This is a genomic window from Nocardioides ginkgobilobae (assembly GCF_054781275.1).
Map to the genome: position 1 here is coordinate 38,179 of NZ_BAAGUS010000017.1, position 25,085 is coordinate 63,263.

Sequence of the window (25,085 nt, forward strand, 5' to 3'; positions counted from 1 at the left end):
TGACCACAGACATGTGCGGCGGTCTCGACGACGCTCGCTGGCGCTCGCTGCTCGACCAACCGGTCAGCGCAGGACCATCTCCTTGCCGTCGACGACCAGCTCGGTCTTGTCCTCACGGATCGCCTGGAGCACCAGGTCGACGACCTCGCCGGCGGGGCGACCGGCCGGCAGGCGCGGGGGCTCGCCAGCGAGCGCGCGGGTCTCCAGGCCGGTGTCGAGGTGCGGGGGGCGGATGTCGAGGACCTTCAGCGAGCGGCGCTCCTCGCGGCGCAGCACCTGCAGCCAGGTGGCGAGGGCGGCCTTGGCGGCGGAGTAGTCGGCCATGCCCGAGGTGGGCAGGTCGGCCAGCACCGCGGAGATCACGGCGACGGTGCCACTGCTCTCGCGCAGGTGGGGGACGGCCGCGCGGACCAGCGCGACCGGGCCGAGCACGTCCACGGCGTACAGCTCCTCGGCGACGGCCTCGTCGAGCTCGGCGGCCTTGCCGAAGGCGGCGACGCCCACGGTGACGAGCAGCAGGTCGAGCCCACCGAGCTGCTCGACGGCGGCCGCGACGGTGGTGGCGCAGGCCTCCACGTCGACCACGTCGAGGGTCAGGGGGTCGGTGCCGACGTCCTCGGCGACCGCGCGGGTGCGCTCGGGGTCACGGCCGGCAGCCACGACCCGGGCGCCTCCCTCGTGCAGGCGACGGGCCAGCTCGCCGCCCAGTGCGCCGGAGGCGCCGACGACGAGCACGCGTGCGTCCTTGGTGTCCATGTCTCTCCTCTGTCCCTGCTGGGGCGCTGTCCGTGGGTCGCGGTCAGCCCGCGAGCGAGCCGCCGAAGATCTGCCAGGCGAGTGCGCTCTTCGCCACGAGGCTGAGCACGAGATAGACCTTCTCGCCGTAGCCGTAGCTGGCCCATCGGCCGACGCCCTTGTACTGCAGCCACTGGTTGAGGCCGAAGCTGGAGAAGAAGACGAAGAGCGACACGAAGATCCCGAGCACGAAGCCGGGCACCTCGGCGGCGCCGACCAGGTTCACCGTGATGGCCACCCACGGCGCGAGGCCGGCGACGGTGCCGACCCAGAACGGCAGCATCGTGCGGGTCGGCTGGCCGGGCGGGTTCACGACCTCCTGGATCCAGCCGCACAGGATCATCGCGACGTTGGCACCGATGATCGCGATGAGCGCGGAGACCTCGACGATCCCGTTGTAGAAGGCGATCAGCAGCAGCATCAGGGTCGCGCGCTGCAGGCGTACTCCACCCAGCGGAAGACGTTGACCCCCGCCCGCAGGTCCCGCTCGTAGCGGGCGCGCGCGACCGTGGCGGTGAGTCCGTGGTCGAGCGCCGCGAGCAGCAGGAACGCCGCCACGGCGAAGCCGATCCGCACGTCGAAGAGCGCCTCGGGCGCCGGCGGCGGGGTGCCCGGAGGGCCCTCGGGGAAGGCCTCGACCACCGTGATCGCGAAGTCGCCGGCCAGCACCAGGACCAGCACCGCCTGGGCGGCGTGGAGGACGGTGAGGCCGAGGTTCCAGCGGCGCAGGCCGGCCAGGGTCTCGGGGTCGGTGCCGGAGGCGGTGGGCGTGCCCGAGGCCGGGGCGCGGGTGCTGCTCATGCCTCACTGTTACCCCGCGCGCTCATGCGAACGGGTGAGGGCGGCGGCTGCGCGGGTGGCCGGGTTCGTCGGCTACCCGACGATCCCGGCCCCGCGACGACGGAACTTCGTCGTCGAGCTCCCGGGTCCTGTCCACTACCCCGGCGCACTCGTCGTCGTGGGTGGGCGCCGCACGCCTCGGCCGTACGACGGCCAACGGCTGCGACGCGCGTCACGGGAGCGTGCAGGACCTCACTCGTGCGGGTGAAGGTCGGCGCGTACGTTCGAGGTCATGCCCACGATCGCCACCACCCGCCGGGTCGACCTCAACGAGCTGCTGCACTTCGTGCGGCCGCTGCACCACATGACGCTGGTGACCTTCCGCAAGGACGGCCGGCCGCAGATGTCGCCGGTGACCGGGGGAGTCGACGGCGACGGGAAGATCGTCATCTCGACGTACCCCGACCGCGCGAAGGCCGTGAACCTGCGCCGCGACCCCCGCTGCTCGGTGCTCGTGCACGGCGAGGAGTGGGACGACGCCTACGTGCAGGTCGACGGCGAGGCGAGCGTGCTCGACATGCCCTCGCAGGCGGCCGAGGACGGGCTCGTGGAGTACTTCCGGTGCATCTCCGGGGAGCACCCGGACTGGGAGGAGTACCGCGCCGCGATGCGCCGTCAGGGCAAGTCCCTGCTGCGGATCACCCCGATGCACTGGGGCCCGATCGCCACCGGCGGGTTCCCGCCGGACCGCGCGCCGCAGGGCTGAGCCGGGAGCGCCGGGCCCCTCAGGCCAGCGCGCGGGCCAGCGCGGCCTCGACGTGCAGGCTGGTGCAGGGGAAGACCGGGATGTCGGCGTCCGCCTGGTGCACGAGCAGCTCGAGCTCGGTGCACCCGAGGATGACCCCGCCGGCGCCGGCGTCCCAGAGGTCCTCGACGAGGCCGACGACGGTGCGCCGCGACTTGGTGACCACGCGGCCGTGGACCAGCTCGTCGTAGATGATCCGGTTGACCGTCTCGTGGTGGTCGGCCGGCGGCACGTGGACCGTCAGGCCGTGCGAGGCGATCCGGTCGGTGAAGAACGAGCGCTCCATCGCGAAGGTCGTGCCGATGAAGCCGACTTCCTTCAGCCCGGCAGCCTTGCACGCCTCGGCGACGACGTCGGCCAGGTGCAGGACCGGGATCGAGACCGCGGCCTCGACCTGGTCGAAGACGCGGTGGAAGGTCGTGGTGCACAGCAGCAGGAAGTCGGCGCCCGCGCGCTCGACGCCCTGGGCGGCCTCGACCAGGATGCGCGCGACGCCGTCCCAGTCCTCCTTCTCCTGCAGCGCCGTCACCTCGGCGAAGTCGACCGACGCCATGATCGTGCGCGCCGAGGCGAGGTTGCCCAGCCGCTTCTCGACACCGGTGTTGAGGAGCTCGTAGTAGGCGGCGCTGCTCTCCCAGCTCATCCCGCCGATCAGGCCGATCGTCTGCATGCGGCGAGTCTGTCACGCGTCGTACGACGACCGGCCGGGCGTCCGGGGAGCGGGTGGGTCCGGCGGGCAGGTCCTCGCGTCGCTCCCGCGGCGGTCGGGTCGTGGCTGGCTACCCTGGCGGCTCGACCACCGTCTCGGGAGGCCACCGCCGTGAAGTCCACCTCTGCTCGACCCCCCGCTGCTCCGCGTCGGGGCTCGCCGGGTCCCCGCCTCGCGCTCGTCCCGGCGGTGGTGGCGCTGCTCTCGGCCACTGCCTGTTCCTCGGCGGACTCATCGGGCGACGCCTCGGCGGACTCCTCCACCGGCCCCGCCGAGCCGACGACCGCAGTCCCGACGGGGGAGGAGAGCGCGACCTCCTCGTCGACGCCTGAGTCGGCCGGGACGGCGGCGGCCCCGCTGGAGCTGTCCGGAGGTGGCACGACCGAGGTGTGCGCGGGGAAGCGGTTCCCCCGCGACCTCGCGTTCTTCGACGTGAGCTGGGAGGCCGGGACCGACCTGGAGTTCTTCGAGATCCGGGTCGACGCACCCGAGGGCCTGCGGCAGGTCGTCGCCGACACGCTCACGATCCCGCCGCGGAACTTCGGGGGCCGGATCGCCGTCAGCGGGATGACCGCGTGGGCCGAGCGCGAGCGGACCCTGCGGAGCCCGCAGCTCGCCCTGGCGGGCGGCACGCGGCTCTCGGAGGAGTCCCCGATCGAGGGGGCCACCGGGCTGGCGGTCCTGCGGCTCAAGATCGACGAGGACGCCCTGGACTCCGCGAGCGGTGCCTCCTTCGGCAGCGTCTCGGCCACCTACCGCACCGTCGACGGCGAGACCGGCACGGTCAGCGAGCCCTCCGAGGTCGTGTTCCGGGCGAAGGGTCGCTGCTGAGCGACGTTCCGTACCGGTTCCGGGCCCCACAGCGTCCGGACCGTCGCTGACCGGATCAGTCGTGGACGCGGTGGACCTTGTGCTGTGCGGCCTGGGCGCGGGGGCGGATGATCAGCTCGTCGACGTTGACGTGGCGCGGGCGGGTGACGACCCAGGTGATGGCGTCGGCGACGTCCTCGGCGACGAGGGGCTCGGCGACCCCGGCGTACACCGCGGCGGCCTTCTCGCGGTCGCCGTCGAAGCGGACCAGCGAGAACTCGTCGGTGCGCACCATCCCCGGCGCGACCTCGGTGACCCGGACCGGCTGGTCGAAGAGCTCCAGGCGCAGGGTCTCGGTGACGACCTGGGTGCCGTGCTTGGCCGCGGTGTAGCCGCCGCCGCCCTCGTAGGCGATCCGGCCCGCGGTCGAGCCGACGTTGCAGATGATGCCGGCCTGGTCGCGGGCGCGCAGGAGGGCCGGAAGCAGGGCGCGGGTGACCTGCACCAGGCCGATCACGTTCACCTCGTACATCGCCCGCCACTTCTCCACGTCGGCCTGCGCCACCGGCGCCGAACCGAACGCCCCGCCGGCGTTGTTGACCAGCACGTCGAGGCTGCCGTCGCCCGCGCCCTCCCGCAGCCCGGCCACGGTCTCGGCCAGCACCGCGACGTCGCCGGCGTCGGTCACGTCACAGGTCACCGCGGTGCCGTCGATCTCCTCGGCCAGCGCCGCGATCCGCTCCGCCCGTCGCGCGGCGCAGACGACGTGGAAGCCCTCGGCAGCCAGGGCCCGGGCGGTCGCGGCGCCGATGCCGCTGCTGGCTCCGGTGACGACGGCGGTGCGAGGGGTGGTCATGGGGTCATCGAACCACTCGGTACCTCGGTCGAAGGTCGGGGCTGACGGGTAGGGTCCCTGCCGGTGCTCGTCAAAAAGCAGACCGATCGTCGACGGCGACGTGCCGTCCCCGCTTGACGCGGGCGCCACCGCGATCGCCGTGGGGCCTTCGGTCCGCCTTGTGACGAGCGTGGGGCGATGAGGTGGCCGGGCGCGGCGAGCGAGGCGGGCGAGGCGCGGCGGCGCGTCGAGATGTTCTGGTCCACGGGGGTCGGTGCTGGCACGATGTGCCGGACCCAGGAGGTGGATGTGCGCGAGTCGACGATCGTGGTGATCGCGGGTGCGGTCGGTGGGCTGTTGTGGCTGGTCCGGTGGGTCGCCGACCTCGACGCGCTGCTGTGGCCGGGTGCGGTCCTGCTCTCGGTCGTCGTGCTGGCTGCCGGGGCCTCGCTCGTGCGACCGGTCGTGCTGCGCGTGGTCGTCGGCCTGTGCGTCGTCGCCCTGGCCTGGTCGCTGGCCGCCGTGGTCGGCGTGCAGGACTCGCTCGTGGTGGGTGGCATCGTGGGTGCGGTCGTCGCGCTCGGCTGCCTGGCCGCCGTCCCGCGGACCCTGCGCGGTCGCGCCGGGACCGACGTCCCCGCCCTCGCCTCCGCCGAGGCGGTCGCGTCGCCCGCTCCCACCGGCCCGCGGCGTCGCGCGGAGCGGCGGTCGCGCTCCGCGCGCTGAGCCCGCGCCTGAGTCCGCCCGGCCCCGGCCCGGTCCCGTCCGGCCCGCGCCCGGCGTACGACGTCGATCGGTCCGCACCAGCCGACCGGGTGGGAATGTGACGAGGTGCACCGGTGTTCACTGGTGCTGACCGGAAGACCCGGTCCGTCCCGGGGGTCGCGGCCCCGCCGCACCACCCGTCCCACCCGCCGTCACACCAGGGGGAGCACGTGAGCGCTGTCGCCCGGCCCATGCGCCGGCTCGCGATGATCAGCCTGCACACCTCCCCGCTGGACCAGCCCGGCACCGGGGACGCGGGCGGGATGAACGTCTACGTCATCGAGCTCGCGCGCCGCCTGGCGCGACAGGGCATCGAGGTCGACGTGTTCACCCGCGCCACCTCCTCGCGGCTGCCGGCGGTCGTCGAGGCGGCCGAGGGCGTGAAGGTGCGCCACGTCCACGCGGGGCCGTTCGAGCTGCTGCCCAAGGACGCGCTGCCCGGCCAGCTCTGCGTGTTCGCGCGCGAGGTGCTGCGCGCCGAGGCCGCCCAGCCCCGCGGGCACTACGACGCCGTGCACTCCCACTACTGGCTCTCCGGGCAGGTCGGCACGCTCGCCGCCGACCGCTGGGGCGTGCCGCTGGTGCACACCATGCACACGATGGCGCGGGTCAAGAACGCCTCGCTCGCCGACGGCGACACCCCCGAGCCCGCCTCGCGGGTCATCGGTGAGCAGGCCGTCGTCGACGCCGCCGACGTCCTCGTGGCCAACACCGACATCGAGGCCAAGCAGCTCATCGACCTGTACGACGCCGACGCGAGCCGCGTCGAGGTGGTCCACCCCGGGGTCGACCTGGAGGTGTTCCGGCCCGGCTCGCGCGCTCGGGCGCGCGCGGCCCTGGGCCTCCCGACCGACGCGCAGGTCGTGCTCTTCGCCGGCCGGATCCAGCCGCTCAAGGCCCCCGACGTGCTGCTGCGTGCGGTCGCGGTGCTGCTCGCCCAGCGGCCCGGGCTGCGGGACTCGTTGGTCGTGCCGGTCGTCGGCGGGCCCTCCGGGTCGGGCCTGGAGCACCCCGAGTCGCTGGCCGAGCTGGCCGGGGAGCTGGGGCTGCACGACGTGGTGCGGTTCGTGCCGCCGGTGGCCCAGGCCGAGCTCGCGCAGTGGTACTCCGCCGCGACGCTGGTCGCCGTGCCCAGCTACAACGAGTCCTTCGGGCTGGTCGCGGCCGAGGCCGGTGCCTGCGGCACCCCCGTGGTGGCTGCCGCCGTGGGTGGGCTGCCCACCGTCGTACGCCACGAGCGCAGCGGGCTGCTCGTCGACTCCCACGACGAGGCCGACTGGGCGCACGCGCTCGGCCGGGTCCTGACCGAGCCGGGGCTGCACGACCGCCTGGCGGCGGGCGCGGCCCTGCAGGCGCGGCAGTTCTCCTGGGACGCCACCGCGGCGGCGATGCTGCGCACCTACGAACGGGCCCGCTGGCAGCTGCGGGCGGAGGCATCGGCATGAGCGGGACCGACGACGTCCAGGGAGCGACCCCCGAGCGCACCACCTCGCCCGAGCGCGAGGCCGCGCTGGCGACCGTGCGCGAGCACCTGCGGGCCAACGAGCTGGAGTTCAAGGAGGAGCCCGAGGGCGTCTTCTCCTTCTCGCTGCCCGGGGAGAAGAAGCTGCAGACCGCGGTGCGGCTCGACGTCGCGCTGCACTCGCTCGGGGTCCACGCCTTCGTCGCCCGCAACCCCGACGAGAACCACGAGGGCGTCTACCGCTGGCTGCTGCAGCGCAACCTGCGGATGTACGCCGTCTCGTTCGCCATCGACCGCACCGGCGACATCTACCTCGACGGCCGGATCCCGCTGGCCGCCGCCAGCCCCGAGGAGCTCGACCGGCTGCTGGGCTCGGTCCTCACCTACGCCGACGAGTCGTTCAACCCCATCCTCGAGCTCGGCTTCGCCACCGCCATCCGCAAGGAGTGGGAGTGGCGCACCGAGCGGGGCGAGTCCACCGCCAACCTCGAGGCGTTCCGCGGCTGGCTGGAGGCCGGCGAGCGGCCGGGGGCGGACGGGGGCTGAGCGGTTGCCCGGCGAGGTGGGGTAGTCCGAACGTCTTTTCACCCTCAGCTCGAGCTGAGGGTGAAATTTCGTTCGGACTACCCCCTCATGCAGGTGCAGCCGCGTCCGCCCGCACTCGAGGCTTGCGCCGAGCGACGGCGACGCCGACCAGGCAGAGCACGCCGCCGGCGTACGCCATGGTCGGGGGCGTCTCGCCGAGCGCCAGCCACCCCATGAGGATCGTCAGCGGCGGCACGAGGTAGGTCGTGACCCCGAGCGACGAGGCCGACATGTGCTGCAGCGCGAAGGCGTAGGTGGTGAACGCGATCGCGGTCGGGAAGATCCCGAGGTAGACCAGCCACCACACCGACGACGCCGGCGCGGAGCCCAGCTCGTCGAGCAGCCCGGGCGCGAACGGCAGGCACACCACCGCGCCGATCGTGCACGCCAGCCACGTCACGTGCACGGCCTGCAGCCGCGCGACGAGCGGCTTCTGCAGGATCAGGCTGATCGAGTAGACCGCCGCGGCCAGCAGCACCAGCGCCACGCCGAGCACGTCGCGGCTCTCCGCGCCGTCGGTGGAGATGCTGATCAGCCCGACCCCGGCGAAGGCCAGCGCCAGCCCGAGCGCGAGGTACGTCGTGAACCGCTCGCCCAGGAACACCGCCGCCAGCGCGGCGATCAGCACCGGGGAGAGCTGGATGAGCATCGCGGCCGTGCCGGCGTCGACCCGGGTCTCGCCCTCGTTGAGCGCCACGTTGTAGACCCCGAACCACAGCACGCCGATAGCCACCAGCGACACCCACTCGCGCCGCGTCGGCCGCGGCACCCCGCGCGAGAGCGCCACCACGCCGAGCACCGCCGCCCCCACGAGCAGCCGCCCCAGCGACAGCGGCCCGGCCGAGAAGTCCTCACCGAGGTGACGGATCGCCACGAACGCCGAGGCCCAGAAGACCAGCGTCGTCGCCACGGCCACCAGCGGCAGCCAGGTCGGTACGCCGGCAGCCCGGCCGCCCGGGGCCGGGTCGGTCGCAGCGGGGCCGGTCGCTGGGGGTTCGGGGGCGGTCGTCGATGTCACGACCAAAGACTACGGACGCCCATGGCAGTTCGTCGCGCGGGTTTCGGACGCGGCGCCGGTGGTCGAGCAGCCCGAGCCCTCGGCGAGGGCGTCGTCGAGACCGCGTGAGCCGGTCGCCGATCGTCACCCACGTGAGCCGCTCGTGGCAGAGGTCCGCTCCCGGCGTACGCGGTCTCGACGACGGCTCGCTGGCGCTCGCCTGCTCGACCATCGGTGGGGGGAGGCCCGCTGGCGCTCGCCTGCTCGACCATCGGTGGGGGGAGGCTCGCTGGCGCTCGCCTGCTCGACCGACCTGCTCGTCAGAGGTCCAACTTGTAGCCCAGCCCCCGGACCGTGACGAGGTACTTCGGGTCCGACGGGTCCGGCTCGAGCTTGGCCCGCAGCCGCTTCACGTGCACGTCGAGGGTCTTGGTGTCCCCGACGTAGTCCGAGCCCCAGACCCGGTCGATCAGCTGCCCGCGCGTGAGCACCCGGCCGGGGTTGCGCAGGAACATCTCGAGCAGCTCGAACTCCTTGAGCGGCAGCTTGGTCTCGGTGCCGTCGACGGTCACGACGTGCCGCTCGACGTCCATCCGCACCGGCCCGGCCTCGAGCGTCGAGGTCGCGGCCTCGGGCTCGGTGCCGCGGCGCAGCACCGCGCGGATGCGAGCGACCAGCTCGCGGGGGGAGTAGGGCTTGGTCACGTAGTCGTCGGCGCCGAGCTCGAGCCCGACCACCTTGTCGACCTCGTCGTCCTTGGCGCTCACCATGATCACCGGGACGCTGGACGTGGCCCGGATCTGCCGGCACACCTCGGTGCCGGGGATGCCGGGCAGCATCAGGTCCAGCAGCACGATGTCCGCGCCGTTGCGGTCGAACTCCGCCAGCGCGGCGTTGCCGTCCGCGGCGATCGCCACCTCGAAGCCCTCCTTGCGCAGCATGTACGCGAGGGCGTCGCTGTAGGACTCCTCGTCCTCGACCACCAGTACCCGTGTCACGGGCTGTCCTCCTGTGTCTTCCTCTCGGCCCCGAAGTGCTGGGGCAGCGTGAGGGTGAAGGTGGAACCCTGACCCTCCGCCGACCAGACCCGGACCTCGCCGCCGTGGGTGGCGGCGACGTGCTTGACGATGGACAGGCCGAGCCCCGTGCCGCCGGTGGAGCGGTGGCGAGCGGGGTCGACCCGGTAGAAGCGCTCGAAGATGCGGTCGAGCTCGTCCGCGGGGATGCCGATGCCCTGGTCGACGACCGAGATGTCGACCGAGCCGTCGTCGACGCGGGTGGTCACCAGCACCGTGGAGTCCTCCTCGGAGTACGACACGGCGTTGCTCACGAGGTTGGAGACCGCGGCCGTGACCTGCTGCTCGTTGCCGAAGACCTGCAGGTCCGGGGTGCCGCCGACCAGCACCTGGATGCGCTTGTTCTCGGCGTCGGTGCGGCTGGTGTCCACCGCGTGCGCGATGACGTCGTCGAGGTGCACCGCGACGGGGGCGTCCAGCGGGTCGTCGGCCTGCAGGCGCGAGAGCTCGATGATCTGCTGCACCAGCGTGCCGAGCCGCTCGGACTCGATGAACATGCGGGAGGCGAAGCGGCGTACCGCCTCGGGGTCGTCGGCCGCGTCCTGCATGGCGTCCGAGAGCAGCCGGATCGCGCCCACCGGGGTCTTCAGCTCGTGGGAGACGTTGGCCACGAAGTCGCGGCGCACCTCCTCGACCCGCTTCTCGCGGGTGCGGTCCTCGACCAGCGCCAGCACCAGCCGCGAGCCCAGCGGCGCGACGCGGGCGGTGACGTAGCGCGAGGGCACGCCGGGCCGGGCCATGAGCAGCTCGGTCTCGCGGATCTGCCCGTCGCGGCGTACCTGCCGCACCACCTCGGCCAGCTCGGTCGAGACCAGCCGCGAGCCCCGCACCAGCCCCAGCGCGTACGCCGGGGCGGAGGCCTTGAGGACCTCCTCGTTGTCGTCGACGACGACCGCGCTGGACCGCAGCACCGACAGCACGGTGCCGACCCCCTCGGGGACGACCGGCTGGGCGCTGGCGGGGACCGCGTGCTGCTGGCGGTCGCTGATGTGCCAGGCCAGGACCGCGCCGCCGGCGACGACGGCGCCGATCACGGCCGCGAGGGCGGCCTGCAGCGTGGGGTCCACGGAGGGAAGAGTACGCACGGGCGACACCCTGCGTTCGCCGCTGGACACCGACGTAGGCAACGTTCACCCCGCGTTCACGGCGTCACCCCGTCCTGTCACCCGCTTCTCCTAGGGTGGTCGCATGCGTGACGTCTTCCACGAGCAGCTCGACGCGGTCTTCGGCGACCTGGCCACCATCTGCGGCCAGGTCGAGACCGCTGTCGTCCAGGCGACCAAGGCCCTCCTCGAGGCCGACGTGGAGGTGGCCGAGCGGGTCATCTCCGGCGACGAGGTGATCGACCGGGCCCGGGTCGAGGTGGAGGAGAAGTGCTTCGAGCTGCTCTCCCTGCAGCAGCCCGTGGCCACCGACCTGCGTGTCGTCGTGGCCGCCCTGCGGATGGTGACCGAGCTGGAGCGGATGGGCGACCTGTCGGTGCACGTCGCCAAGATCGCCCGGATGCGCGTGCCGGGCATCGCGGTGCCCGAGGAGATCCGCCCGACCGTGAGCCGGATGGCCGAGGTCGCCGGCGACATGGTCCACCGGGTCCGCCAGATCATCGTGGACCGCGACGTCTCCGCCGCCATCGAGCTCGGCCGCGACGACGAGATCATGGACCAGCTGCGCCGCGCCAGCTTCGCCCAGCTGCTCGGTGACGACTGGGCCCACGGGGTCGAGGCGGCCGTCGACATCGCCCTGCTCGGGCGCTACTACGAGCGGATCGCCGACCACGCGGTCTCCATCGCCAACCGGGTCGTCTTCGTCGTCACCGGCCAGGACCCGCGGGCGGCCGCGGAGGCCTGAGGCCGGCGCGTCCGGGTTTGTCGGCGCGCCGACGAACCCGGAAGTGCGACGACAAAGTTTCGTCGTGGAGGTTCCGGGTCTGTCGGGTAGCCGACAAACCCGGCGACGACACCGCGGGTTACTTGCCCTGGTTCGCGACGGCCGCGGCAGCAGCCGCGGCAGCCTCCGGGTCGAGGTAGCGCCCACCCTTGGTGACGGGGGCGAAGGAGTCGTCCAGCTCGTAGACCAGAGGCATGCCGGTGGGGATGTTGAGCCCGGCGATGTCCTCGTCGCTGATGCCGTCGAGGTGCTTGACGATCGCGCGCAGGCTGTTGCCGTGGGCGGCGACGAGCACCGTCTTGCCCGCGGCCAGGTCGGGGACGATGTCGGACTCCCAGTAGGGGACCATCCGCGCGATGACGTCCTTGAGGCACTCGGTGGCGGGGAGGTCGGCGCCGAGGTCGGCGTACCGGACGTCGTGGGCCTGGGAGAACTCGTCGTCGAGGTCGATCGGCGGCGGCGGGACGTCGAAGGAGCGTCGCCAGAGCATGAACTGCTCCTCGCCGTACTGCTCGAGCGTCTGCTTCTTGTCCTTGCCCTGCAGCGCGCCGTAGTGGCGCTCGTTGAGGCGCCAGGACCGCTTGACCGGGATCCAGTGGCGGTCGGCGGCGTCGAGCGCGAGCCCGGCGGTGGAGATCGCGCGGCGCAGCAGCGAGGTGTGCACGACGTCGGGGAGCACCCCGGCCTCGAGCAGCTGCTCGCCGCCACGGCGGGCCTCGCCCTGACCCTTCTCGGTGAGGGGCACGTCGACCCAGCCCGTGAAGAGGTTCTTGGCGTTCCAGTCGGACTCGCCGTGCCGCAGCAGGACCAGGGTGTGGCTCACGGCGATCAGCCCTCGTAGCCCTCGTAGCGACCGTCGTACAGCGGCTCGATCGCCTCGCAGTCGTACTCCTCGCCCTCGGCGCCCTCGCTGGTGTCGAAGCCGTCGAACTCGTCGCAGTCGGTGACGACAGCGACGTCCAGCTCGACGTCCTCGCCGGTGTCGAAGGACAGCTCGACGGTGACGAAGTCGCCCGCGCGGAAGTCGCCGGTGACGGGGATGCCGTTGCCCTGCTCGGAGAGGTTCTCGAAGCCGAGCGGCGGGATCGTGGCCGGCTCGACGTCCTCGAAGCTGATGGTGGTGTCGCCGACGGGGCGGATGCCCTCGAAGGTCACGCTCTCGCTGCCGGAGTTGTTCGACAGCCCGGCGATGAAGGTGCCGGCGCCGGGCGCCTTGGACACGATGACGGCGGAGAGCACGTCGACCGAGGCGTCGCGGGCGATCGAGCCGGCGGCCGGGGTGTAGACCCGGTCGGTGGCGTAGTCGAACCCGCAGGAGGAGAGGGTCGCGGCCAGCGCGAGGGCGAGGACCGGCGTGAGGCGGCGCATGTGCATGTGAGGAGTGCCTTCGAGTCGTACGACGGGGGCGCCGACAGCCTAGCGGGGCCGTGACCCGCCGCTGACAGGGCGTCCGTCACACCCCGGGGCCACCGGGGCCAGCGGGACGGGGCGGCTCAGGCCTCGAGGCCGACGAGCGTGCCGGCCACGAGGATGCCGGCGGTGACCAGCGCGAGGTAGGTCGTGGTGAGCGCCAGCAGCCGCGCGGCACCGAGCTTCATGCCCAGGCGCAGCGGCAGGTAGCGCCAGCCGTCCTCGTGGTCGGCCACCAGGCCCCACAGCGCGGTGAGGAAGTGGACGCCGATGCCCAGCAGGGCAGCGAGCACGACCATCGCCGGCTGCGGCGCGGAGCCGCCGTCGTGGTTGCCCCATCCCCCGTAGGAGAGGAAGGCGGGGTAGAGCGCGAAGGAGACCGCCCACGGCACCGGGCTGAGCACGCTCCGGCGCAGCACGAGGTTGCCCAGCGCGGCGATGACCAGCGAGGCGAGGTAGACCCCGCCGGCGACCAGGCCGTTGGACAGCGACAGCGGCACGACGAGCAGCACGCCGCAGGTGATCGCGAACCACACCTCGCCGGGCTCGAGCCGCCCGTCGGCGACCGGCTTGCCGGTGCGCTGGTGCTGCGCGTCGCGACGGCGGTCGACCACGTCGTTGTGCCAGCCGAGCAGGGTCTGCCCCACCAGCACGGTGAGCAGGACCAGCCCCAGGTCGCGCGTGGGGCGGTCGGCCAGCGCCGCGGCGACGGTCACCAGGACCGCGGTGACGACGGCCTGGCGAGGGTGGGCCGCACGCAGGAGCAGCACCGGTGTCGCGTCGAGCACCGGACGGCGTACGACGGCGGGCGGCGGGGGCACGGAGCTGCGGGTGCCCCCGGTCGACCCGGTGGCGGCCGCGGCGGAGCCTGCCCCTGTGCCGTCCGTCGGGGCGTCCGACGCGCTGCTGCCGCGGCGTCGCCGCAGCCAGCTGCCGGGGCTCGGACGCTCCGCGTCGGAGGCCGTCCCGCCCGACGTGGGCGCCTCGGGGTCGCGGCCCTCGCGGCCCTCCTGGGGGCTCTTCTCCTCGGTCAGGGTGCCTGCGCCGGCGCCCTCGGTCGCTCCGGGAGCGGTCGACGCCGAGGCGTCGGCGGTCTCGGAGCGACGTCGTCGCAGGTGTGGTCTGGCCATGCCCCGCAGTATGTCGCGATCGCGCTCGCCGGCCGGGGGTTTCCGCAGGACAGCAGGGAATCCGGGGCTCCGCCGACCGTCCGCGCCGTCCCGGCCGGGGGATGGCGGGAGGGCATGAGCATGCCGCCAGGGGCGGTCGCCAGCATGCGGACCGCGGTCCTGTCAAGCCCTCCCTAGCGCTCTGACCTGCACAAACGCAGGCCGACACGCCGAGGACCCGTGTTAAGATGGTCGCCTAGGAAGGGGAACTTCACATATGACTTTCACCGTCGGCGAAACGGTCGTCTACCCCAATCACGGGGCCGCCATCATCGAGGACATCGAGATGCGGAAGATCAAGGGGGAGGACCGGCAGTACCTCGTGCTGAGGATCGTCGCACAGCAGGACCTGGTGGTTCGCGTGCCGGCCTGCAACCTGGACCTCGTCGGGGTCCGCGACGTCGTCGACAAGGAGGGCCTCGACCGCGTGTTCGACGTCCTGCGTGCCGAGCACGTCGAGGAGCCGACCAACTGGTCGCGCCGCTACAAGGCCAACCTGGAGAAGCTGCACAGCGGCGACGTCATGAAGGTCTCCGAGGTCGTCCGCGACCTCTGGCGCCGCGAGCGTGACCGCGGCCTGTCGGCCGGCGAGAAGCGGATGCTGGCGAAGGCCCGCCAGATCCTCGTCTCCGAGCTGGCCCTGGCCGAGCACACCAACGAGGACAAGGCCGAGGCCATCCTCGACGAGGTGCTCGCCTCCTGAGCCCTCGAGGCTGAGGCAGCGCCTCCCACAGCAGCACGACGAAGCCCCCGGGACGGTCCCGGGGGCTTCGTCCGTTCCCGGGCACCGCAGGGGCTAGCGTGCAAGGTGTGGGTGAGTACTCCGACGAGCACGAGGCACTCGGCCTCCTGGTCGAGGCCGACCGTGGCTCGCTGCCGTTCGCGCTGCTGCACGGCGAGGCGCTCGTCGCGTGCGCGGCCTGGGCGCTGGGGGAGGCCGGCCTGACCCAGGTCGACCTCGGCACCCCCTGGGAGGCGCTGGTCGAGGCCGGCGAGCCGCTGGTCCTGCACGACCCTCTCTGCCCCATGACCCCGGCCGACTTCCTGGTCGCCTGCCTCGAGCGCTGCGAGGCCGAGCAGGCGGTCGTCGTCGGCACCCGACCGGTCACCGACACGCTCAAGGGCCTTGACCCGCAGGGGTACGTCGGGGAGGGGGTCGACCGCGACACCGTCCTGCAGGTGACCTCGCCGGTCGTGCTGCCCGCCACCGTCGTGGCAGCCCTCGACGGCCTGCCGTCCACCGACTTCGCGACCCTCGTCGGCGTGCTCGCCGAGCGGTTCCCCGTCGTGGCCGCCACCGCCCCGCCCGAGGGGCGCCGGGTCGCAGACGAGTCCGACGTGCGGCTGCTCGAGGCGTTCACGGCGCACTGAGGCCGGCGGCGGGTCCGCGGTCGGCCCGGCAAGGTCCGGCGGGCACCGGCTGGATCGTCCGGCGTACGGGCGAAGGTCCAGCCGTGCACCCAGAGGTTCGGCCGGCACCAGCCGGACCATCGCCCGGCGCGAGCCGCCCGGGCACCGCGGATCAGCCCCGGAGCAGTGCCTCGGCCAGGGCGAGGTCCTCGGGCCAGGTGACCTTGAGGTTCGCGGCCGTGGACCGGACCGCGCGGACCGGCAGTCCGGCGTACCGCTCGAAGGTCGCCGCGGTGTCGGTGCCCTCGAAGCCGTCGCGCCCGGCCGCCCGGTAGGCCTCGAGCAGCGGCGCGGCGCGGAAGGCCTGCGGGGTCTGCACGCCGACGAGCGGGCCCGGCGCGGGACGGAGCGTCTCGGTCACCAGCCCGGTCGCCGGGGCGGCCGGGAGCGCGCCACCGTGCTCGCGCGCGGCGGCCACGACCGTGTCGAAGAGGGCCGGGCTCGCGAGCGGTCGGGCGCCGTCGTGGACCGCCACCACCTCGGTGCGACCGGCCTCGACGTGGTGGGCGACGGCGCGCAGGGCGTTCCACTCCGACGCGTGCCGGCTGCGGCCGCCGTCGACCAGGGCCACCTCCACCTCCGCCGCGGGGCCCTCGACCGGCAGGTGCGGGGCCAACGCCTCGGCCACCTCGTCCCGCTCACCAGGAGCGGTGACCACCACGACGCGCTCGACGCCGCGGACGGCGAGGGCGTGGAGCACCGACCAGGCCAGGAGCGGGCGGTCGCGCAGGGGGAGCAGCACCTTGTTGCGGTCGGCCCCGACCCGGGTCCCCGAGCCGGCGCCGAGCACGACCACCGTGACGCCATCGGGGTGCGGTGCCTCCTCGGCGGTCTCGGTGCTCACGCGCGGCAGGCTACCGACCGGGGCATGGCCGGCACGGCCGGCATGGCCGGCTCGGTCACCCGGTCGACCTGGCAGTGGTCTCGACGCGCGGCCGTCGCCGGCGCTCTGCGCGGGAGGGGCCACCGCAGGATCGCGCAGGGAGGGCGAGCGGCGGAGTTTTCACGCCCGTTACACGGCGAAACCCGGGTGGTACGCCGGCGCTCCTAGGTTCGGTGGCCGAAGGAGGGAGCCATGACCGTTCGGGAGGAGTGGCACCCGGTCTGCCGCGTCGAGCAGCTGCAGGTCGAGCGGGGTGCCACAGCGCTGGTGCACGGCCAGGCGGTGGCGCTGTTCCGGCTCGAGGACGGCTCGGTCTACGCGCTCGGCAACCACGACCCGTTCGCCAAGGCCTCGATGCTCGCGCGGGGCATCGTCGGTCGCCGCGAGGACGTGCCGTTCGTGGCGCCGCCGAGCCACCGGCACGGCTTCGACCTGCGCACGGGCCGGTGCCTGGACGACGAGCACGTCTCGGTGCCGGCGTACGACGTCAAGGTGGTGGACGGGGTCGTGCTGGTCGGGCACCGCAAGGGCGCGGCCTGAGGAGGCGACGCGGGATGGTCGGCACGCCCAGGCAGGCCTGACGTGCGCCTGGCCACGCGTGCGGACTATCCCCGCCCGGAGGTGACGAGGGGGAGGCCCACGCCCGCGCGTGCCCGGTCCACGGCCGCGACCAGCTCGGCGGAGACCGCCTCGTCCCGCTCGAGGGGGAGGTAGTGGCCGGCTCCGGGCAGCACGAGCAGCCGGGCGCCGTCGATGGCCGAGGCGAGTCGGCGGGCGTGCGCGGGCGGGGTGAGCACGTCGGCGCTGCCGACCATGACGGTCGTCGGGACGCCGGCGTACGCCTTGAGCCCCTCGGTGCGCTCGTGGCCCATGAGGTCGCGGTAGAAGCCGGACATCGTGGCGGGCGCGCAGCTGACCAGCTGGTCGACGACCAGGCCGGCGTCGCGCAGCCGCAGCGGGGTGCCCATGAGGATCTGGTTGACCACCCAGCGCTCGATCGAGGGGGTGCGCCGGCGCTCGGAGCGGGTGAGCAGCCGGGCGCGGGTCGCCAGGACCCGCGGCAGCTGGCGGCGCAGCAGCGGCCCCATGTCGGGGAAGCCCAGGGTCACCGTGTCGAGATCGCCGGAGGACGTGGCGACGAGCACCAGCCCCGCGACCCGGTCGACGACGTCGGGGCGCACCTCCGGCAGCGCCATGATCGTCATGCCGCCGATCGAGTGCCCGGCCAGCACGAGCGGACCCTCGGCGGCGAAGGTGTCGACGACCTGGCCCAGGTCGCGGGCCAGTCGCACCACTGTGCAGTCGCGCTCGACGGCGACGTCGGAGCGGCCGTGGCCGCGGGCGTCCCAGGTGACCAGGCGCAGGTCGGGTCCGTACGTCGCCAGCAGGTGCCGCACCTGGTAGTGCCAGTCCTGCTCGTCGGCGGTCCAGCAGTGCGCGAGCAGCAGGGTGACCTCGGCGTCCTCGCGCCCGTAGACCGTCACGTGCAGCCGGGCACCGTCGTCGACGTGCAGGTCGTGCGTCCTCATCGGCCGCCCTCCTGGCCCAGCTCCTGCACCAGTGCGGTCGCGACCGCCGCGACCCCCTCGCCGCGTCCGGTCAGACCCAGCCCGTCGGTCGTCGTCGCCGAGACGCTGACCGGGGCGCCGACCGCGTCCGAGAGCGCGGCCTCGGCCTCGGCCCGGCGCGGCCCCAGGCGTGGGCGGTTGCCGATCACCTGCACCGCGACGTTGCCGATCTCGAAGCCCGCGGCCCGCACCCGGCGTGCGGTCTCCGCCAGCAGGGCGGTGCCCGCGGCGCCTGCCCACTCCGGCTCGCTCGTGCCGAAGTTGGACCCCAGGTCCCCGAGGCCGGCGGCCGAGAGCAGCGCGTCGCACGCGGCGTGCGCGGCGACGTCGGCGTCGGAGTGGCCCTCGAGGCCGTGGTCCTCGTCGGGCCAGGAGAGGCCGGCGAGGTGGAGGGGTACGCCGGGGGCGAGCCTGTGCACGTCGGTGCCGGTGCCCACGCGGGGGAGAGGGGTCGTCACCCTCGGAGGCTAGCGGCCGCGGAGCCCGGTGCGAGGTTGTCCCGGGCTTTTCTGGGACTCGTGTCGCAGGTACTTGCTGCGGCGGGTCCCGCGGCTTGCTCCGCTCGCACCTGGACCAGCGGCGGGGCCCGGCTCGGAGGGCCGTTCGGGCGGCTGGGACATGATGGGTCCGTGCCCGAGCGTCCCTCCCTCGACCGCCGCGCCCTCGCGTGGCCGGTGGCCGGTCTCCTGGCGGGGGCGGCCGGTGTGGTCGCGAGCTACGCCGCCGCGATGGTGCTGACCATCCGCGAGGCACCGTTCGTCGCGATCGCCGAGCTGGTGGTGCGCACGACGCCGGGGCCGGTGGTGCAGTTCGCGCTGAAGTTCTTCGGCGCCTACAACAAGTCCCTGCTGCTCGGCGTCATGACCGTGCTCTCGATCGCGCTCTTCTTCTTCGTGGGCCGCTGGGCCCGACGGCGCTGGTGGGTGCCGGTGGTGGTCTACTCGCTGCTCGCGGTCCTGGCGGCGGTCGCGGTCGTCTCCTCGGCCGGCTGGGCCACCGTCGACCTGCTCCCCGTGGCGATCGGCTACGTCACCTGGCTCGTCGCGCTCTCGCTGCTGACCGAGCCGCTGCGTCGCGTCGACGCCGGGGCGGCCCCGGCCGGGGCCGGTGCCGGGCGGCCGCTGCCGGGGGCCGGGTCGGGGCCGGCGTACGCGAAGGGGCGTCGGGAGTTCCTCATCAGGCTCGCCGCGATCGGCGGGGTCGTGGCCGTAGTGGGGGTCAGCGGTCGGCTGGTCGGCAGCGGGCGCCGCAAGGTCGAGGAGACGCGGCGGCTGCTGCGTCTCGACGTCCGGGCCCCGCGCGTGCCCGCCGGGTCGCGGCTCGAGGTCGAGGGGATCTCGCCGTGGCAGACCCCCAACGAGGAGTTCTACCGGATCGACACCGCGATCGTGACGCCGGCGATCGCGCCCGAGGACTGGTCGCTGCGCATCCACGGGATGGTCGAGCGCGAGGTCGTCGTGACCTACCAGGACCTGCTCGACCAGGAGCTCAGCGACGCCTGGGTCACGCTGTGCTGCGTCAGCAACCCCATCGGCGGGCCGCTGGTGGGCAACGCCTGGTGGAGCGGGGTGCGCATCGACGGCCTGCTCGAGCAGGCCGGGGTGCTGCCCGGCGCCGACGCGGTGCTGCAGACCTCCGAGGACGGGTGGAACTGCGCCACCCCGCTCGCGGCCCTCACCGACGGGCGTGACGCGCTGCTGGCCGTTGCGATGAACGGCGAGCCGCTGCCGATCGACCACGGGTTCCCCGTGCGGATGGTCGTGCCCGGGCTCTACGGCTACGTCTCGGCGACCAAGTGGGTCGTGGACATGGAGGTGACGCGGTTCGCCGACGTCGACGCCTACTGGACGCAGCGCGGCTGGGGCGAGCTCGGCCCGATCAAGACCGCCTCCCGCATCGACGTGCCGCGCTCCGGGTCGAGCGTGGCCAGCGGCACCGTGGCCGTCGGCGGCGTCGCCTGGCACCAGCACACCGGCATCTCGGCTGTCGAGGTCTCGCTCGACGGCGGCCCCTGGCAGCCGATGGAGCTGGGCCGGGTCCCCAGCGACGACACGTGGGTGCAGTGGGGCGGCTCGATCGAGGTCGGCGCCGGCGACCACCTGCTGCGCGTGCGCGCCACCGACGGGGACGGCATCGTGCAGACCCCCGTCGAGCGGGACGTGCTGCCCGACGGGGCGACCGGCCACCACGTGGTCGACTTCAGCGCCCAGGACGCCTGATGGAGGACTTCGCGGGCCGCCCCGGGGCAGCCCTGGTCGTGGGCGGCAACGGGGGCATCGGGACACGGGTCGCGGCCCTGCTGGCCGCCCGCGGGTCCCGGGTCGTCGTCACCCACCGTCGTACGCCGGCCGACGGGGTGGCCTCGTACCCGCTCGACCTGGGGGCCGGTGACGCGGCCGCGCAGGCCGACGCGGTCGTCGCGGCGGTGCTGGCCGAGCACGGGGCCCTGCACACGCTCGTGCACGCCGCCGGCCCGCACGTGCCGATGGTCCACCTCGGGCGGGTCTCCGCGGCCGACATGGCCACCCAGCTGCACGACGACGCGGGCGGCTTCTTCACCGTGGTGCGCGCCGCGCTCACGGCCCTGCGCGAGTCGCGCGGCTGCGTCGTCGCCGTCACCACCGCCGCCACCTCCCGCTTCCCCAAGCGCGACGGGCTCTCCTCGGCGCCCAAGGCCGCCGTCGAGGCGATGGTGCGGGCGCTGGCGGTCGAGGAGGGGAGGTACGGCGTCCGGGTCAACGCCGTCGGTCCCGGCATGCTCACCGACGGGATGGCCGCCCGGCTCATCGGCTCCGGCGAGCTCTCCGACGAGGCCCTCGAGATCACCCGCCGCAACATCCCGCTCGGGCGCTTCGGCAGCGCCGACGACGTGGCCGAGGCGGTCTGCTTCCTCGCCTCCGACCGGGCCGGGTTCGTGTCGGGCCAGAAGCTGGACGTCGACGGGGGCTACGGCTGCTGAGGGTCGGTCGTCGGTGGGTCGGTCGTCGGTGGGTCGGTCAGGTGTGCGCGACCGCGGTCGGGTGGGGCCGCGCGGTGCCGCGGCCTCCTGAGGGCCTGCGGAGGCACGGCCTCCCGCAGACGCCCCCTTCGTCGCTACCAGGCTCCTCGCTCGTCCCTCACGAGGAGCCCGCCAGACCCAACCACGCTCCTCCGGGGGCGTCTGCGTCCGGCCGCGCCTCCGCAGGCCGGGTGGGCCGGCCGCGGCCCCGCGCACCGGGCCATCCGACCGCGGCCGCGCACCCCCGCCTCCGTGGCTGGTGGTCGGGGGCTGGACGCGGGGCGCGCTGGGCGGGCTCGGGTCAGGGGCGCAGGACGTAGGCGGTGCCGGTGGAGGCGTCCAGCCATGCCCGCTCGAGCTGGGCGCGGTCGTAGGTGCGGCGTACGCCGGCGGGGGAGTCGGCGGCGGGGTCGTTGACCACGACGTCGCCGTCGGCGGTGAAGCCGACCACGACCAGCAGGTGGCCGTCGGAGGAGGTGAGCGGGCCGCCGCTGAGCTCACCGGCGTCGAAGGCGATCGAGACGATGACCGGGAGGCCGTCGGCGACCAGGCGCTCGACGGCGCGCAGGTCGGGGAGGCGGGAGACCTCGGCCCGGCCGACCAGGCGGGCGGCGTAGGCGACGTTGAACGACCAGTTGCCGGCGCCGTCGTACCCGTGGTCGAAGGTCATCCGGGCGGCGTGGTCCACCCAGGGCGCGCCGTGGCCGTCGGGGACCCAGGCGTAGTCGCGGGCCGGGGGCAGGGCGTCGTGGAAGGCCAGCACCATCGACAGCGACGTCGGGGAGCACCAGGCCTCGCCGCCCCCGCCCCACTGCGGGTAGTGGCCGGTGTGGACCATCTGGCTGTAGCGCGGCACGTCGAGCACCGCGCCGCCGGCCTGCGCGACGACGCCCGGCTTCGAGGTCGGCGGGCGGGTGTCGGGGCGGCGCGAGGTGGTGGCCGAGAGGTGGCCGAGGCTGGGGGCCTTGGTGGTGGCGCCGGTACGACGCATGAGGCTGACCCGCACGCGCCAGCGGTCCAGGCCGGCCGCGGAGGCGGTGCGCCAGGTGTCGGTCGCGACGCGGGCGAGGTCGTCGTCCTGGCCGGGGACGCTCGTGCGGCGCAGGTGCTTGTCGCCGTAGGCCCAGCGCCCGAGGCTGTCCCACGAGCTGCGGCGCCCGGACGCGTCCTGTCCGCGCACCTCGACCTCGACCCACGAGTCGCCCGGGGTCTTGGCCTCCCAGCTCGCGACGAGCTCGGTGAAGCCGAACCCGGGGCGGGCCCAGCGCGAGACCCAGCGCCCCACGTCGTACGTCGTGCCGCCGAGCGTGCGGGTGCCGACCGGGTCGGTCAGGAAGAGCCGATCGCGGCGGAGCTCGGTGCCGGCGACGCGGCCCGAGGCCAGCTCCTCGCCGGACCAGCCGCGCAGGTCGGTCTGGATCTTGGCGGCCGCGCGCTCCGCGGTCGCGATGCCGGTGCCGCTCGCGTCGGCGGCGCTCGCCGTCGGCTTCACGGGGGCCAGCGGGGCGAGGACCAGGGCCAGCGCGAGGGCGGGGAGAGGGTGGCGCACCCGATCGAGGGTACGTCACTCCTGTCACATGCGTCACAGGATGCTCGACGTGCTCGAACGAGCGCCGAGTGAGCGTCGAACGAGCGCCGAGTCACGCTCGAACCAGCACTGGCTGAGCGGGGAATCGGGGGCGGGGGTCCCGCGCTCCTAGACTGAGGCGGGTGAGCATCAGGCTGTACGACACCGCGACCCGCGAGGTCCGTGACTTCGCGCCCCTCGTCGAGGGACGGGTCGGTGTCTACGTCTGCGGGCTCACGGTGCAGTCGGAGCCGCACGTGGGGCACGTGCGCAGCGCGGTGAACTTCGACGTCCTGCGCCGGTGGCTGACCCACCGCGGGTTCGCGGTCGACTTCATCCGCAACGTCACCGACATCGACGACAAGATCCTCACCAAGGCCGAGGTGCAGGGCCGCCCCTGGTACAACCTCGCCTACGACATGAAGCGCGAGCTCGACCGGGCCTACGCCGCGCTCAACGTGCTGCCGCCGACCTACGAGCCAGCCGCCACCGGCCACGTCCCGGAGATGGTCGCGCTGATCGAGCAGCTCATCGCCAAGGGGCACGCGTACGCCGCCGAGGACGGCACCGGCGACGTGTTCTTCGACGTGCGCAGCTGGCCGGGGTACGGCGCGCTGACCCACCAGCGGATCGAGGACATGGAGGCCGCCGAGGACGCCGACCCGCGCGGCAAGCGCGACCCGCGCGACTTCGCGCTCTGGAAGGGCCGCAAGTCCACCGAGCCCGAGACCGCCTCGTGGCCCAGCCCGTGGGGTCCCGGCCGGCCCGGATGGCACATCGAGTGCTCGGCGATGGCGGGCAAGTACCTCGGGCAGGCCTTCGACATCCACGGCGGCGGCGTCGACCTGCGCTTCCCCCACCACGAGAACGAGCTGGCCCAGTCGCGTGCGGCGGGGCACGGCTTCGCGGCGTACTGGATGCACAACGCCTGGATCACCACCGCCGGCGAGAAGATGTCCAAGAGCCTGGGCAACAGCCTGCTCATCCCCTCGGTGCTCGAGCGGTTCCGCGGTATCGAGCTGCGCTACTACATGGTCGCAGCGCACTACCGCTCCACCGTCGAGTTCTCCTTCGAGGCCCTCGGCGAGGCGGCGGTCGCCTTCCGCCGCATCGAGGCCTTCGTCGAGCGTGCCGCCGACGCGGTGGGCGGGCTCCCCGAGCCCGGGATCGCCTGCGCGGACTTCGTGCAGGCCATGGACGACGACCTCGGTACGCCGGCCGCGGTCGCCGCGATCCACGAGGTCGTCCGCGAGGGCAACAAGCTGCTCGCGGGCGGGGACGGCCCAGCCCTGCGCGGCAACCTGGCCTCGGTCCTGGCCATGCTCGACGTCCTCGGCCTCCACCCGGCCGACCCGGCGTGGGGCGAGGAGAAGGGCGATGACCGGATGGCGGCCGTCGTCGAGGCCCTCGTCTCCGGGCTGCTCCAGCAGCGCGCCGAGGCGCGCGCGGAGAAGGACTTCGCGACCGCCGACGCGATCCGCGACCGGCTCAAGGAGGCCGGCGTGGAGATCACCGACACCCCCGACGGACAGAAGTGGAGCCTCGCCTGATGGCCGGGGTTTCGAGACGGTTGCAGAGCAACCTCCTCAACCACCGGATAGGACACTGACGTGGCAGGCAACTCCCAGCGCAAGGGCGCGATCAAGAAGAGCGGCAAGGGCAACCCGACCGCCGGCTCCGGTGGCCGGGTGCGCCGCGGCCTGGAGGGCAAGGGTCCGACGCCCAAGGCGAAGGACCGGCCCTACCACCAGGCCCACAAGGCCGCCAAGCGCGCCGAGAAGCAGGCGCAGGCCTCGCGCCCGCGTCGCCGCACCAGCAGCGACGCCGAGTGGATCGCGGGGCGCAACCCGGTCGTCGACGCCCTGCGGGAGGGCGTGCCGGTCAACGCGCTCTACGTGGCCGAGGGCGCCGAGCGGGACGGCCGGCTGCGCGAGGCCTTCATGCTCGCCTCCGACCGCGGCATCAGCCTGCTCGAGGTGAGCAAGCAGGAGCTCGACCGGCACACCGGCGGCGCGGTGCACCAGGGCCTCGCGGCGCGCATCCCGGCCTACGAGTACGCCCACCCCGACGACCTGCTCGACCGGGCCGCGGAGATGGGCGAGAAGCCGCTCATCGTGGTGCTGGACTCCGTCACCGACCCCCGCAACCTCGGCGCGGCCGTGCGCAGCGCCGCCGCCTTCGGGGCCCACGGCGTCGTCGTCCCCGAGCGGCGCGCCGCCGGCATGACGGCCTCGGCGTGGAAGACCAGCGCCGGTGCCGCCGCCCGCATCCCGGTGGCCCAGACCGTCAACCTGACCCGCCAGCTGAAGGCCTACCAGGACGCCGGCTGCATGGTCGTCGGCCTCGCCGCCGACGGCGAGGTCGAGCTGCCGGCGATGGACCTGGCCGACGGGCCGCTGGTGCTGGTCGTGGGCTCCGAGGGCGACGGGCTCTCGCGCCTGGTCGCCGAGACCTGCGACCTGCTCGTCTCGATCCCCATGGCCAACTCCGTGGAGTCGCTCAACGCCGGGGTCGCCTGCGGCGTCGCGTTGTACGCCGTCGCGAGGGCCCGGGACTGATCCCGTGCCGTCGCAG

At 73.8% G+C, this 25,085-nt stretch carries 28 protein-coding genes; 13 read left to right on the top strand and 15 right to left on the bottom strand.

Translation table 11 applies throughout. The features are described 5' to 3' along the window. Window positions 1–63: 63 nt before the first annotated feature. Genes ACYVID_RS14970 through ACYVID_RS14980 form a run of 3 tightly spaced genes read right to left on the bottom strand, consistent with a single transcriptional unit; the run spans window position 64 to window position 1,596 of the window. Window positions 64–756, bottom strand: coding sequence for an SDR family NAD(P)-dependent oxidoreductase (locus ACYVID_RS14970; protein WP_460738361.1), 693 nt, complete (start codon window positions 754–756; stop codon window positions 64–66). A 43-nt stretch (window positions 757–799) separates the two neighbouring features. Then, window positions 800–1,216 carry a heliorhodopsin HeR gene (heR, locus tag ACYVID_RS14975; RefSeq protein ID WP_460738363.1) on the bottom strand — a complete coding sequence of 139 codons (417 nt, stop codon included), beginning with the start codon at window positions 1,214–1,216 and terminating at the stop codon, window positions 800–802. Then, on the bottom strand, window positions 1,216–1,596 hold the full coding sequence (locus ACYVID_RS14980; RefSeq protein WP_460738365.1) for a hypothetical protein: 381 nt from the start codon (window positions 1,594–1,596) through the stop codon (window positions 1,216–1,218). Before ACYVID_RS14980 ends, heR begins: the two co-directional genes overlap by 1 nt. Before the next feature lie 271 nt (window positions 1,597–1,867). On the opposite strand from ACYVID_RS14980, the gene ACYVID_RS14985 reads away from it, so the two are divergent. Beyond that, window positions 1,868–2,341, top strand: coding sequence for a PPOX class F420-dependent oxidoreductase (locus ACYVID_RS14985; RefSeq protein ID WP_460738367.1), 474 nt, complete (start codon window positions 1,868–1,870; stop codon window positions 2,339–2,341). Window positions 2,342–2,360: 19 nt separating this feature from the next. Here ACYVID_RS14985 and ACYVID_RS14990 read toward each other — a convergent pair whose 3' ends face one another. Further along, window positions 2,361–3,050 carry an aspartate/glutamate racemase family protein gene (locus ACYVID_RS14990; RefSeq protein WP_460738369.1) on the bottom strand — a complete coding sequence of 230 codons (690 nt, stop codon included), beginning with the start codon at window positions 3,048–3,050 and terminating at the stop codon, window positions 2,361–2,363. A 150-nt stretch (window positions 3,051–3,200) separates the two neighbouring features. Here ACYVID_RS14990 and ACYVID_RS14995 point away from each other — a divergent pair, with 150 nt between their 5' ends. Next, a complete protein-coding gene (locus ACYVID_RS14995; protein ID WP_460738371.1) occupies window positions 3,201–3,920 on the top strand; it encodes a hypothetical protein in 720 nt (239 codons plus the stop codon). A 55-nt stretch (window positions 3,921–3,975) separates the two neighbouring features. On the opposite strand, the gene ACYVID_RS15000 is transcribed toward ACYVID_RS14995, so the two are convergent. Continuing rightward, window positions 3,976–4,755, bottom strand: a complete 780-nt coding sequence (locus tag ACYVID_RS15000) for an SDR family NAD(P)-dependent oxidoreductase (RefSeq protein ID WP_460738373.1) — start codon at window positions 4,753–4,755, stop codon at window positions 3,976–3,978. A 177-nt stretch (window positions 4,756–4,932) separates the two neighbouring features. Here ACYVID_RS15000 and ACYVID_RS15005 point away from each other — a divergent pair, with 177 nt between their 5' ends. The 3 genes from ACYVID_RS15005 to ACYVID_RS15015 all read left to right on the top strand — a co-directional run bounded on the left by ACYVID_RS15005 (window position 4,933) and on the right by ACYVID_RS15015 (window position 7,507). Next, window positions 4,933–5,460, top strand: a complete 528-nt coding sequence (locus ACYVID_RS15005; protein WP_460738375.1) for a hypothetical protein — start codon at window positions 4,933–4,935, stop codon at window positions 5,458–5,460. Window positions 5,461–5,669: 209 nt separating this feature from the next. After that, complete coding sequence (gene mshA, locus ACYVID_RS15010) at window positions 5,670–6,944, top strand: D-inositol-3-phosphate glycosyltransferase (protein WP_460738377.1); 1,275 nt, start codon at window positions 5,670–5,672, stop codon at window positions 6,942–6,944. Continuing rightward, complete coding sequence (locus ACYVID_RS15015) at window positions 6,941–7,507, top strand: type III secretion system chaperone family protein (RefSeq protein ID WP_460738379.1); 567 nt, start codon at window positions 6,941–6,943, stop codon at window positions 7,505–7,507. Before mshA ends, ACYVID_RS15015 begins: the two co-directional genes overlap by 4 nt. A gap of 85 nt (window positions 7,508–7,592) precedes the next feature. On the opposite strand, the gene ACYVID_RS15020 is transcribed toward ACYVID_RS15015, so the two are convergent. The 3 genes from ACYVID_RS15020 to ACYVID_RS15030 all read right to left on the bottom strand — a co-directional run bounded on the left by ACYVID_RS15020 (window position 7,593) and on the right by ACYVID_RS15030 (window position 10,686). Next, complete coding sequence (locus ACYVID_RS15020) at window positions 7,593–8,564, bottom strand: DMT family transporter (RefSeq protein ID WP_460738381.1); 972 nt, start codon at window positions 8,562–8,564, stop codon at window positions 7,593–7,595. A gap of 299 nt (window positions 8,565–8,863) precedes the next feature. Then, the gene (locus ACYVID_RS15025; protein WP_460738382.1) at window positions 8,864–9,541 is read right to left on the bottom strand and encodes a response regulator; all 678 of its coding nucleotides are present in this window, start codon (window positions 9,539–9,541) and stop codon (window positions 8,864–8,866) included. Then, entirely contained in the window at window positions 9,538–10,686 is a 1,149-nt protein-coding gene (locus ACYVID_RS15030) for a sensor histidine kinase (protein WP_460738383.1), read from the bottom strand. The genes ACYVID_RS15025 and ACYVID_RS15030 overlap by 4 nt, the downstream gene beginning before the upstream one ends. 121 nt (window positions 10,687–10,807) lie before the next feature. Between ACYVID_RS15030 and phoU the strand changes: the two genes are divergently transcribed. Beyond that, window positions 10,808–11,467: a phosphate signaling complex protein PhoU gene (gene phoU / locus ACYVID_RS15035; RefSeq protein WP_460738385.1), complete on the top strand. Its 660-nt coding sequence runs from the start codon at window positions 10,808–10,810 to the stop codon at window positions 11,465–11,467. A 118-nt stretch (window positions 11,468–11,585) separates the two neighbouring features. Here the strand turns inward: phoU and ACYVID_RS15040 are convergent, their stop codons facing one another. The 3 genes from ACYVID_RS15040 to ACYVID_RS15050 all read right to left on the bottom strand — a co-directional run bounded on the left by ACYVID_RS15040 (window position 11,586) and on the right by ACYVID_RS15050 (window position 14,046). After that, window positions 11,586–12,329: a phosphoglyceromutase gene (locus ACYVID_RS15040; protein WP_460738387.1), complete on the bottom strand. Its 744-nt coding sequence runs from the start codon at window positions 12,327–12,329 to the stop codon at window positions 11,586–11,588. Between the two features lie 5 nt (window positions 12,330–12,334). Further along, window positions 12,335–12,880: a hypothetical protein gene (locus ACYVID_RS15045; protein WP_460738388.1), complete on the bottom strand. Its 546-nt coding sequence runs from the start codon at window positions 12,878–12,880 to the stop codon at window positions 12,335–12,337. A gap of 119 nt (window positions 12,881–12,999) precedes the next feature. After that, on the bottom strand, window positions 13,000–14,046 hold the full coding sequence (locus ACYVID_RS15050) for a UbiA family prenyltransferase (RefSeq protein WP_460738389.1): 1,047 nt from the start codon (window positions 14,044–14,046) through the stop codon (window positions 13,000–13,002). 256 nt (window positions 14,047–14,302) lie between these two features. Between ACYVID_RS15050 and ACYVID_RS15055 the strand changes: the two genes are divergently transcribed. Both ACYVID_RS15055 and ACYVID_RS15060 read left to right on the top strand, forming a co-directional pair. After that, the gene (locus ACYVID_RS15055) at window positions 14,303–14,788 is read left to right on the top strand and encodes a CarD family transcriptional regulator (RefSeq protein WP_300644030.1); all 486 of its coding nucleotides are present in this window, start codon (window positions 14,303–14,305) and stop codon (window positions 14,786–14,788) included. 107 nt (window positions 14,789–14,895) lie between these two features. Next, the gene (locus ACYVID_RS15060) at window positions 14,896–15,456 is read left to right on the top strand and encodes a 2-C-methyl-D-erythritol 4-phosphate cytidylyltransferase (protein ID WP_460738391.1); all 561 of its coding nucleotides are present in this window, start codon (window positions 14,896–14,898) and stop codon (window positions 15,454–15,456) included. Window positions 15,457–15,607: 151 nt separating this feature from the next. On the opposite strand, the gene ACYVID_RS15065 is transcribed toward ACYVID_RS15060, so the two are convergent. Further along, window positions 15,608–16,339, bottom strand: a complete 732-nt coding sequence (locus tag ACYVID_RS15065; protein WP_460738392.1) for an IspD/TarI family cytidylyltransferase — start codon at window positions 16,337–16,339, stop codon at window positions 15,608–15,610. A gap of 231 nt (window positions 16,340–16,570) precedes the next feature. On the opposite strand from ACYVID_RS15065, the gene nirD reads away from it, so the two are divergent. Continuing rightward, window positions 16,571–16,918: a nitrite reductase small subunit NirD gene (gene nirD / locus ACYVID_RS15070; protein WP_460738394.1), complete on the top strand. Its 348-nt coding sequence runs from the start codon at window positions 16,571–16,573 to the stop codon at window positions 16,916–16,918. A 65-nt stretch (window positions 16,919–16,983) separates the two neighbouring features. Here nirD and ACYVID_RS15075 read toward each other — a convergent pair whose 3' ends face one another. Both ACYVID_RS15075 and ispF read right to left on the bottom strand, forming a co-directional pair. Continuing rightward, window positions 16,984–17,907, bottom strand: a complete 924-nt coding sequence (locus ACYVID_RS15075) for an alpha/beta fold hydrolase (RefSeq protein WP_460738395.1) — start codon at window positions 17,905–17,907, stop codon at window positions 16,984–16,986. Then, window positions 17,904–18,404: a 2-C-methyl-D-erythritol 2,4-cyclodiphosphate synthase gene (gene ispF, locus ACYVID_RS15080; protein ID WP_460738396.1), complete on the bottom strand. Its 501-nt coding sequence runs from the start codon at window positions 18,402–18,404 to the stop codon at window positions 17,904–17,906. Before ispF ends, ACYVID_RS15075 begins: the two co-directional genes overlap by 4 nt. Window positions 18,405–18,575: 171 nt before the next feature. Between ispF and ACYVID_RS15085 the strand changes: the two genes are divergently transcribed. Both ACYVID_RS15085 and ACYVID_RS15090 read left to right on the top strand, forming a co-directional pair. Next, on the top strand, window positions 18,576–20,165 hold the full coding sequence (locus ACYVID_RS15085; RefSeq protein WP_460738398.1) for a molybdopterin-dependent oxidoreductase: 1,590 nt from the start codon (window positions 18,576–18,578) through the stop codon (window positions 20,163–20,165). After that, complete coding sequence (locus tag ACYVID_RS15090) at window positions 20,165–20,905, top strand: SDR family NAD(P)-dependent oxidoreductase (protein WP_460738399.1); 741 nt, start codon at window positions 20,165–20,167, stop codon at window positions 20,903–20,905. Before ACYVID_RS15085 ends, ACYVID_RS15090 begins: the two co-directional genes overlap by 1 nt. Before the next feature lie 340 nt (window positions 20,906–21,245). On the opposite strand, the gene ACYVID_RS15095 is transcribed toward ACYVID_RS15090, so the two are convergent. Beyond that, window positions 21,246–22,493 carry a C39 family peptidase gene (locus tag ACYVID_RS15095; RefSeq protein WP_460738401.1) on the bottom strand — a complete coding sequence of 416 codons (1,248 nt, stop codon included), beginning with the start codon at window positions 22,491–22,493 and terminating at the stop codon, window positions 21,246–21,248. Between the two features lie 161 nt (window positions 22,494–22,654). Here ACYVID_RS15095 and cysS point away from each other — a divergent pair, with 161 nt between their 5' ends. Both cysS and rlmB read left to right on the top strand, forming a co-directional pair. After that, the gene (cysS, locus tag ACYVID_RS15100) at window positions 22,655–24,061 is read left to right on the top strand and encodes a cysteine--tRNA ligase (RefSeq protein ID WP_460738402.1); all 1,407 of its coding nucleotides are present in this window, start codon (window positions 22,655–22,657) and stop codon (window positions 24,059–24,061) included. A 60-nt stretch (window positions 24,062–24,121) separates the two neighbouring features. Next, on the top strand, window positions 24,122–25,069 hold the full coding sequence (gene rlmB / locus ACYVID_RS15105) for a 23S rRNA (guanosine(2251)-2'-O)-methyltransferase RlmB (protein ID WP_460738403.1): 948 nt from the start codon (window positions 24,122–24,124) through the stop codon (window positions 25,067–25,069). Window positions 25,070–25,085 lie beyond the last annotated feature (16 nt).

What these genes read in the sequence shown, in the direction of transcription:
- ACYVID_RS14970 (WP_460738361.1), bottom strand. Translation starts at nt 756, where the DNA reads ATGGACACCAAGGACGCACGCGTGCTCGTCGTCGGCGCCTCCGGCGCA.
- heR (WP_460738363.1), bottom strand. Translation starts at nt 1,216, where the DNA reads ATGCTGCTGCTGATCGCCTTCTACAACGGGATCGTCGAGGTCTCCGCG.
- ACYVID_RS14980 (WP_460738365.1), bottom strand. Translation starts at nt 1,596, where the DNA reads ATGAGCAGCACCCGCGCCCCGGCCTCGGGCACGCCCACCGCCTCCGGC.
- ACYVID_RS14985 (WP_460738367.1), top strand. Translation starts at nt 1,868, where the DNA reads ATGCCCACGATCGCCACCACCCGCCGGGTCGACCTCAACGAGCTGCTG.
- ACYVID_RS14990 (WP_460738369.1), bottom strand. Translation starts at nt 3,050, where the DNA reads ATGCAGACGATCGGCCTGATCGGCGGGATGAGCTGGGAGAGCAGCGCC.
- ACYVID_RS15000 (WP_460738373.1), bottom strand. Translation starts at nt 4,755, where the DNA reads ATGACCACCCCTCGCACCGCCGTCGTCACCGGAGCCAGCAGCGGCATC.
- ACYVID_RS15005 (WP_460738375.1), top strand. Translation starts at nt 4,933, where the DNA reads ATGAGGTGGCCGGGCGCGGCGAGCGAGGCGGGCGAGGCGCGGCGGCGC.
- ACYVID_RS15015 (WP_460738379.1), top strand. Translation starts at nt 6,941, where the DNA reads ATGAGCGGGACCGACGACGTCCAGGGAGCGACCCCCGAGCGCACCACC.
- phoU (WP_460738385.1), top strand. Translation starts at nt 10,808, where the DNA reads ATGCGTGACGTCTTCCACGAGCAGCTCGACGCGGTCTTCGGCGACCTG.
- ACYVID_RS15045 (WP_460738388.1), bottom strand. Translation starts at nt 12,880, where the DNA reads ATGCACATGCGCCGCCTCACGCCGGTCCTCGCCCTCGCGCTGGCCGCG.
- ACYVID_RS15050 (WP_460738389.1), bottom strand. Translation starts at nt 14,046, where the DNA reads ATGGCCAGACCACACCTGCGACGACGTCGCTCCGAGACCGCCGACGCC.
- ACYVID_RS15055 (WP_300644030.1), top strand. Translation starts at nt 14,303, where the DNA reads ATGACTTTCACCGTCGGCGAAACGGTCGTCTACCCCAATCACGGGGCC.
- nirD (WP_460738394.1), top strand. Translation starts at nt 16,571, where the DNA reads ATGACCGTTCGGGAGGAGTGGCACCCGGTCTGCCGCGTCGAGCAGCTG.
- ACYVID_RS15075 (WP_460738395.1), bottom strand. Translation starts at nt 17,907, where the DNA reads ATGAGGACGCACGACCTGCACGTCGACGACGGTGCCCGGCTGCACGTG.
- ACYVID_RS15090 (WP_460738399.1), top strand. Translation starts at nt 20,165, where the DNA reads ATGGAGGACTTCGCGGGCCGCCCCGGGGCAGCCCTGGTCGTGGGCGGC.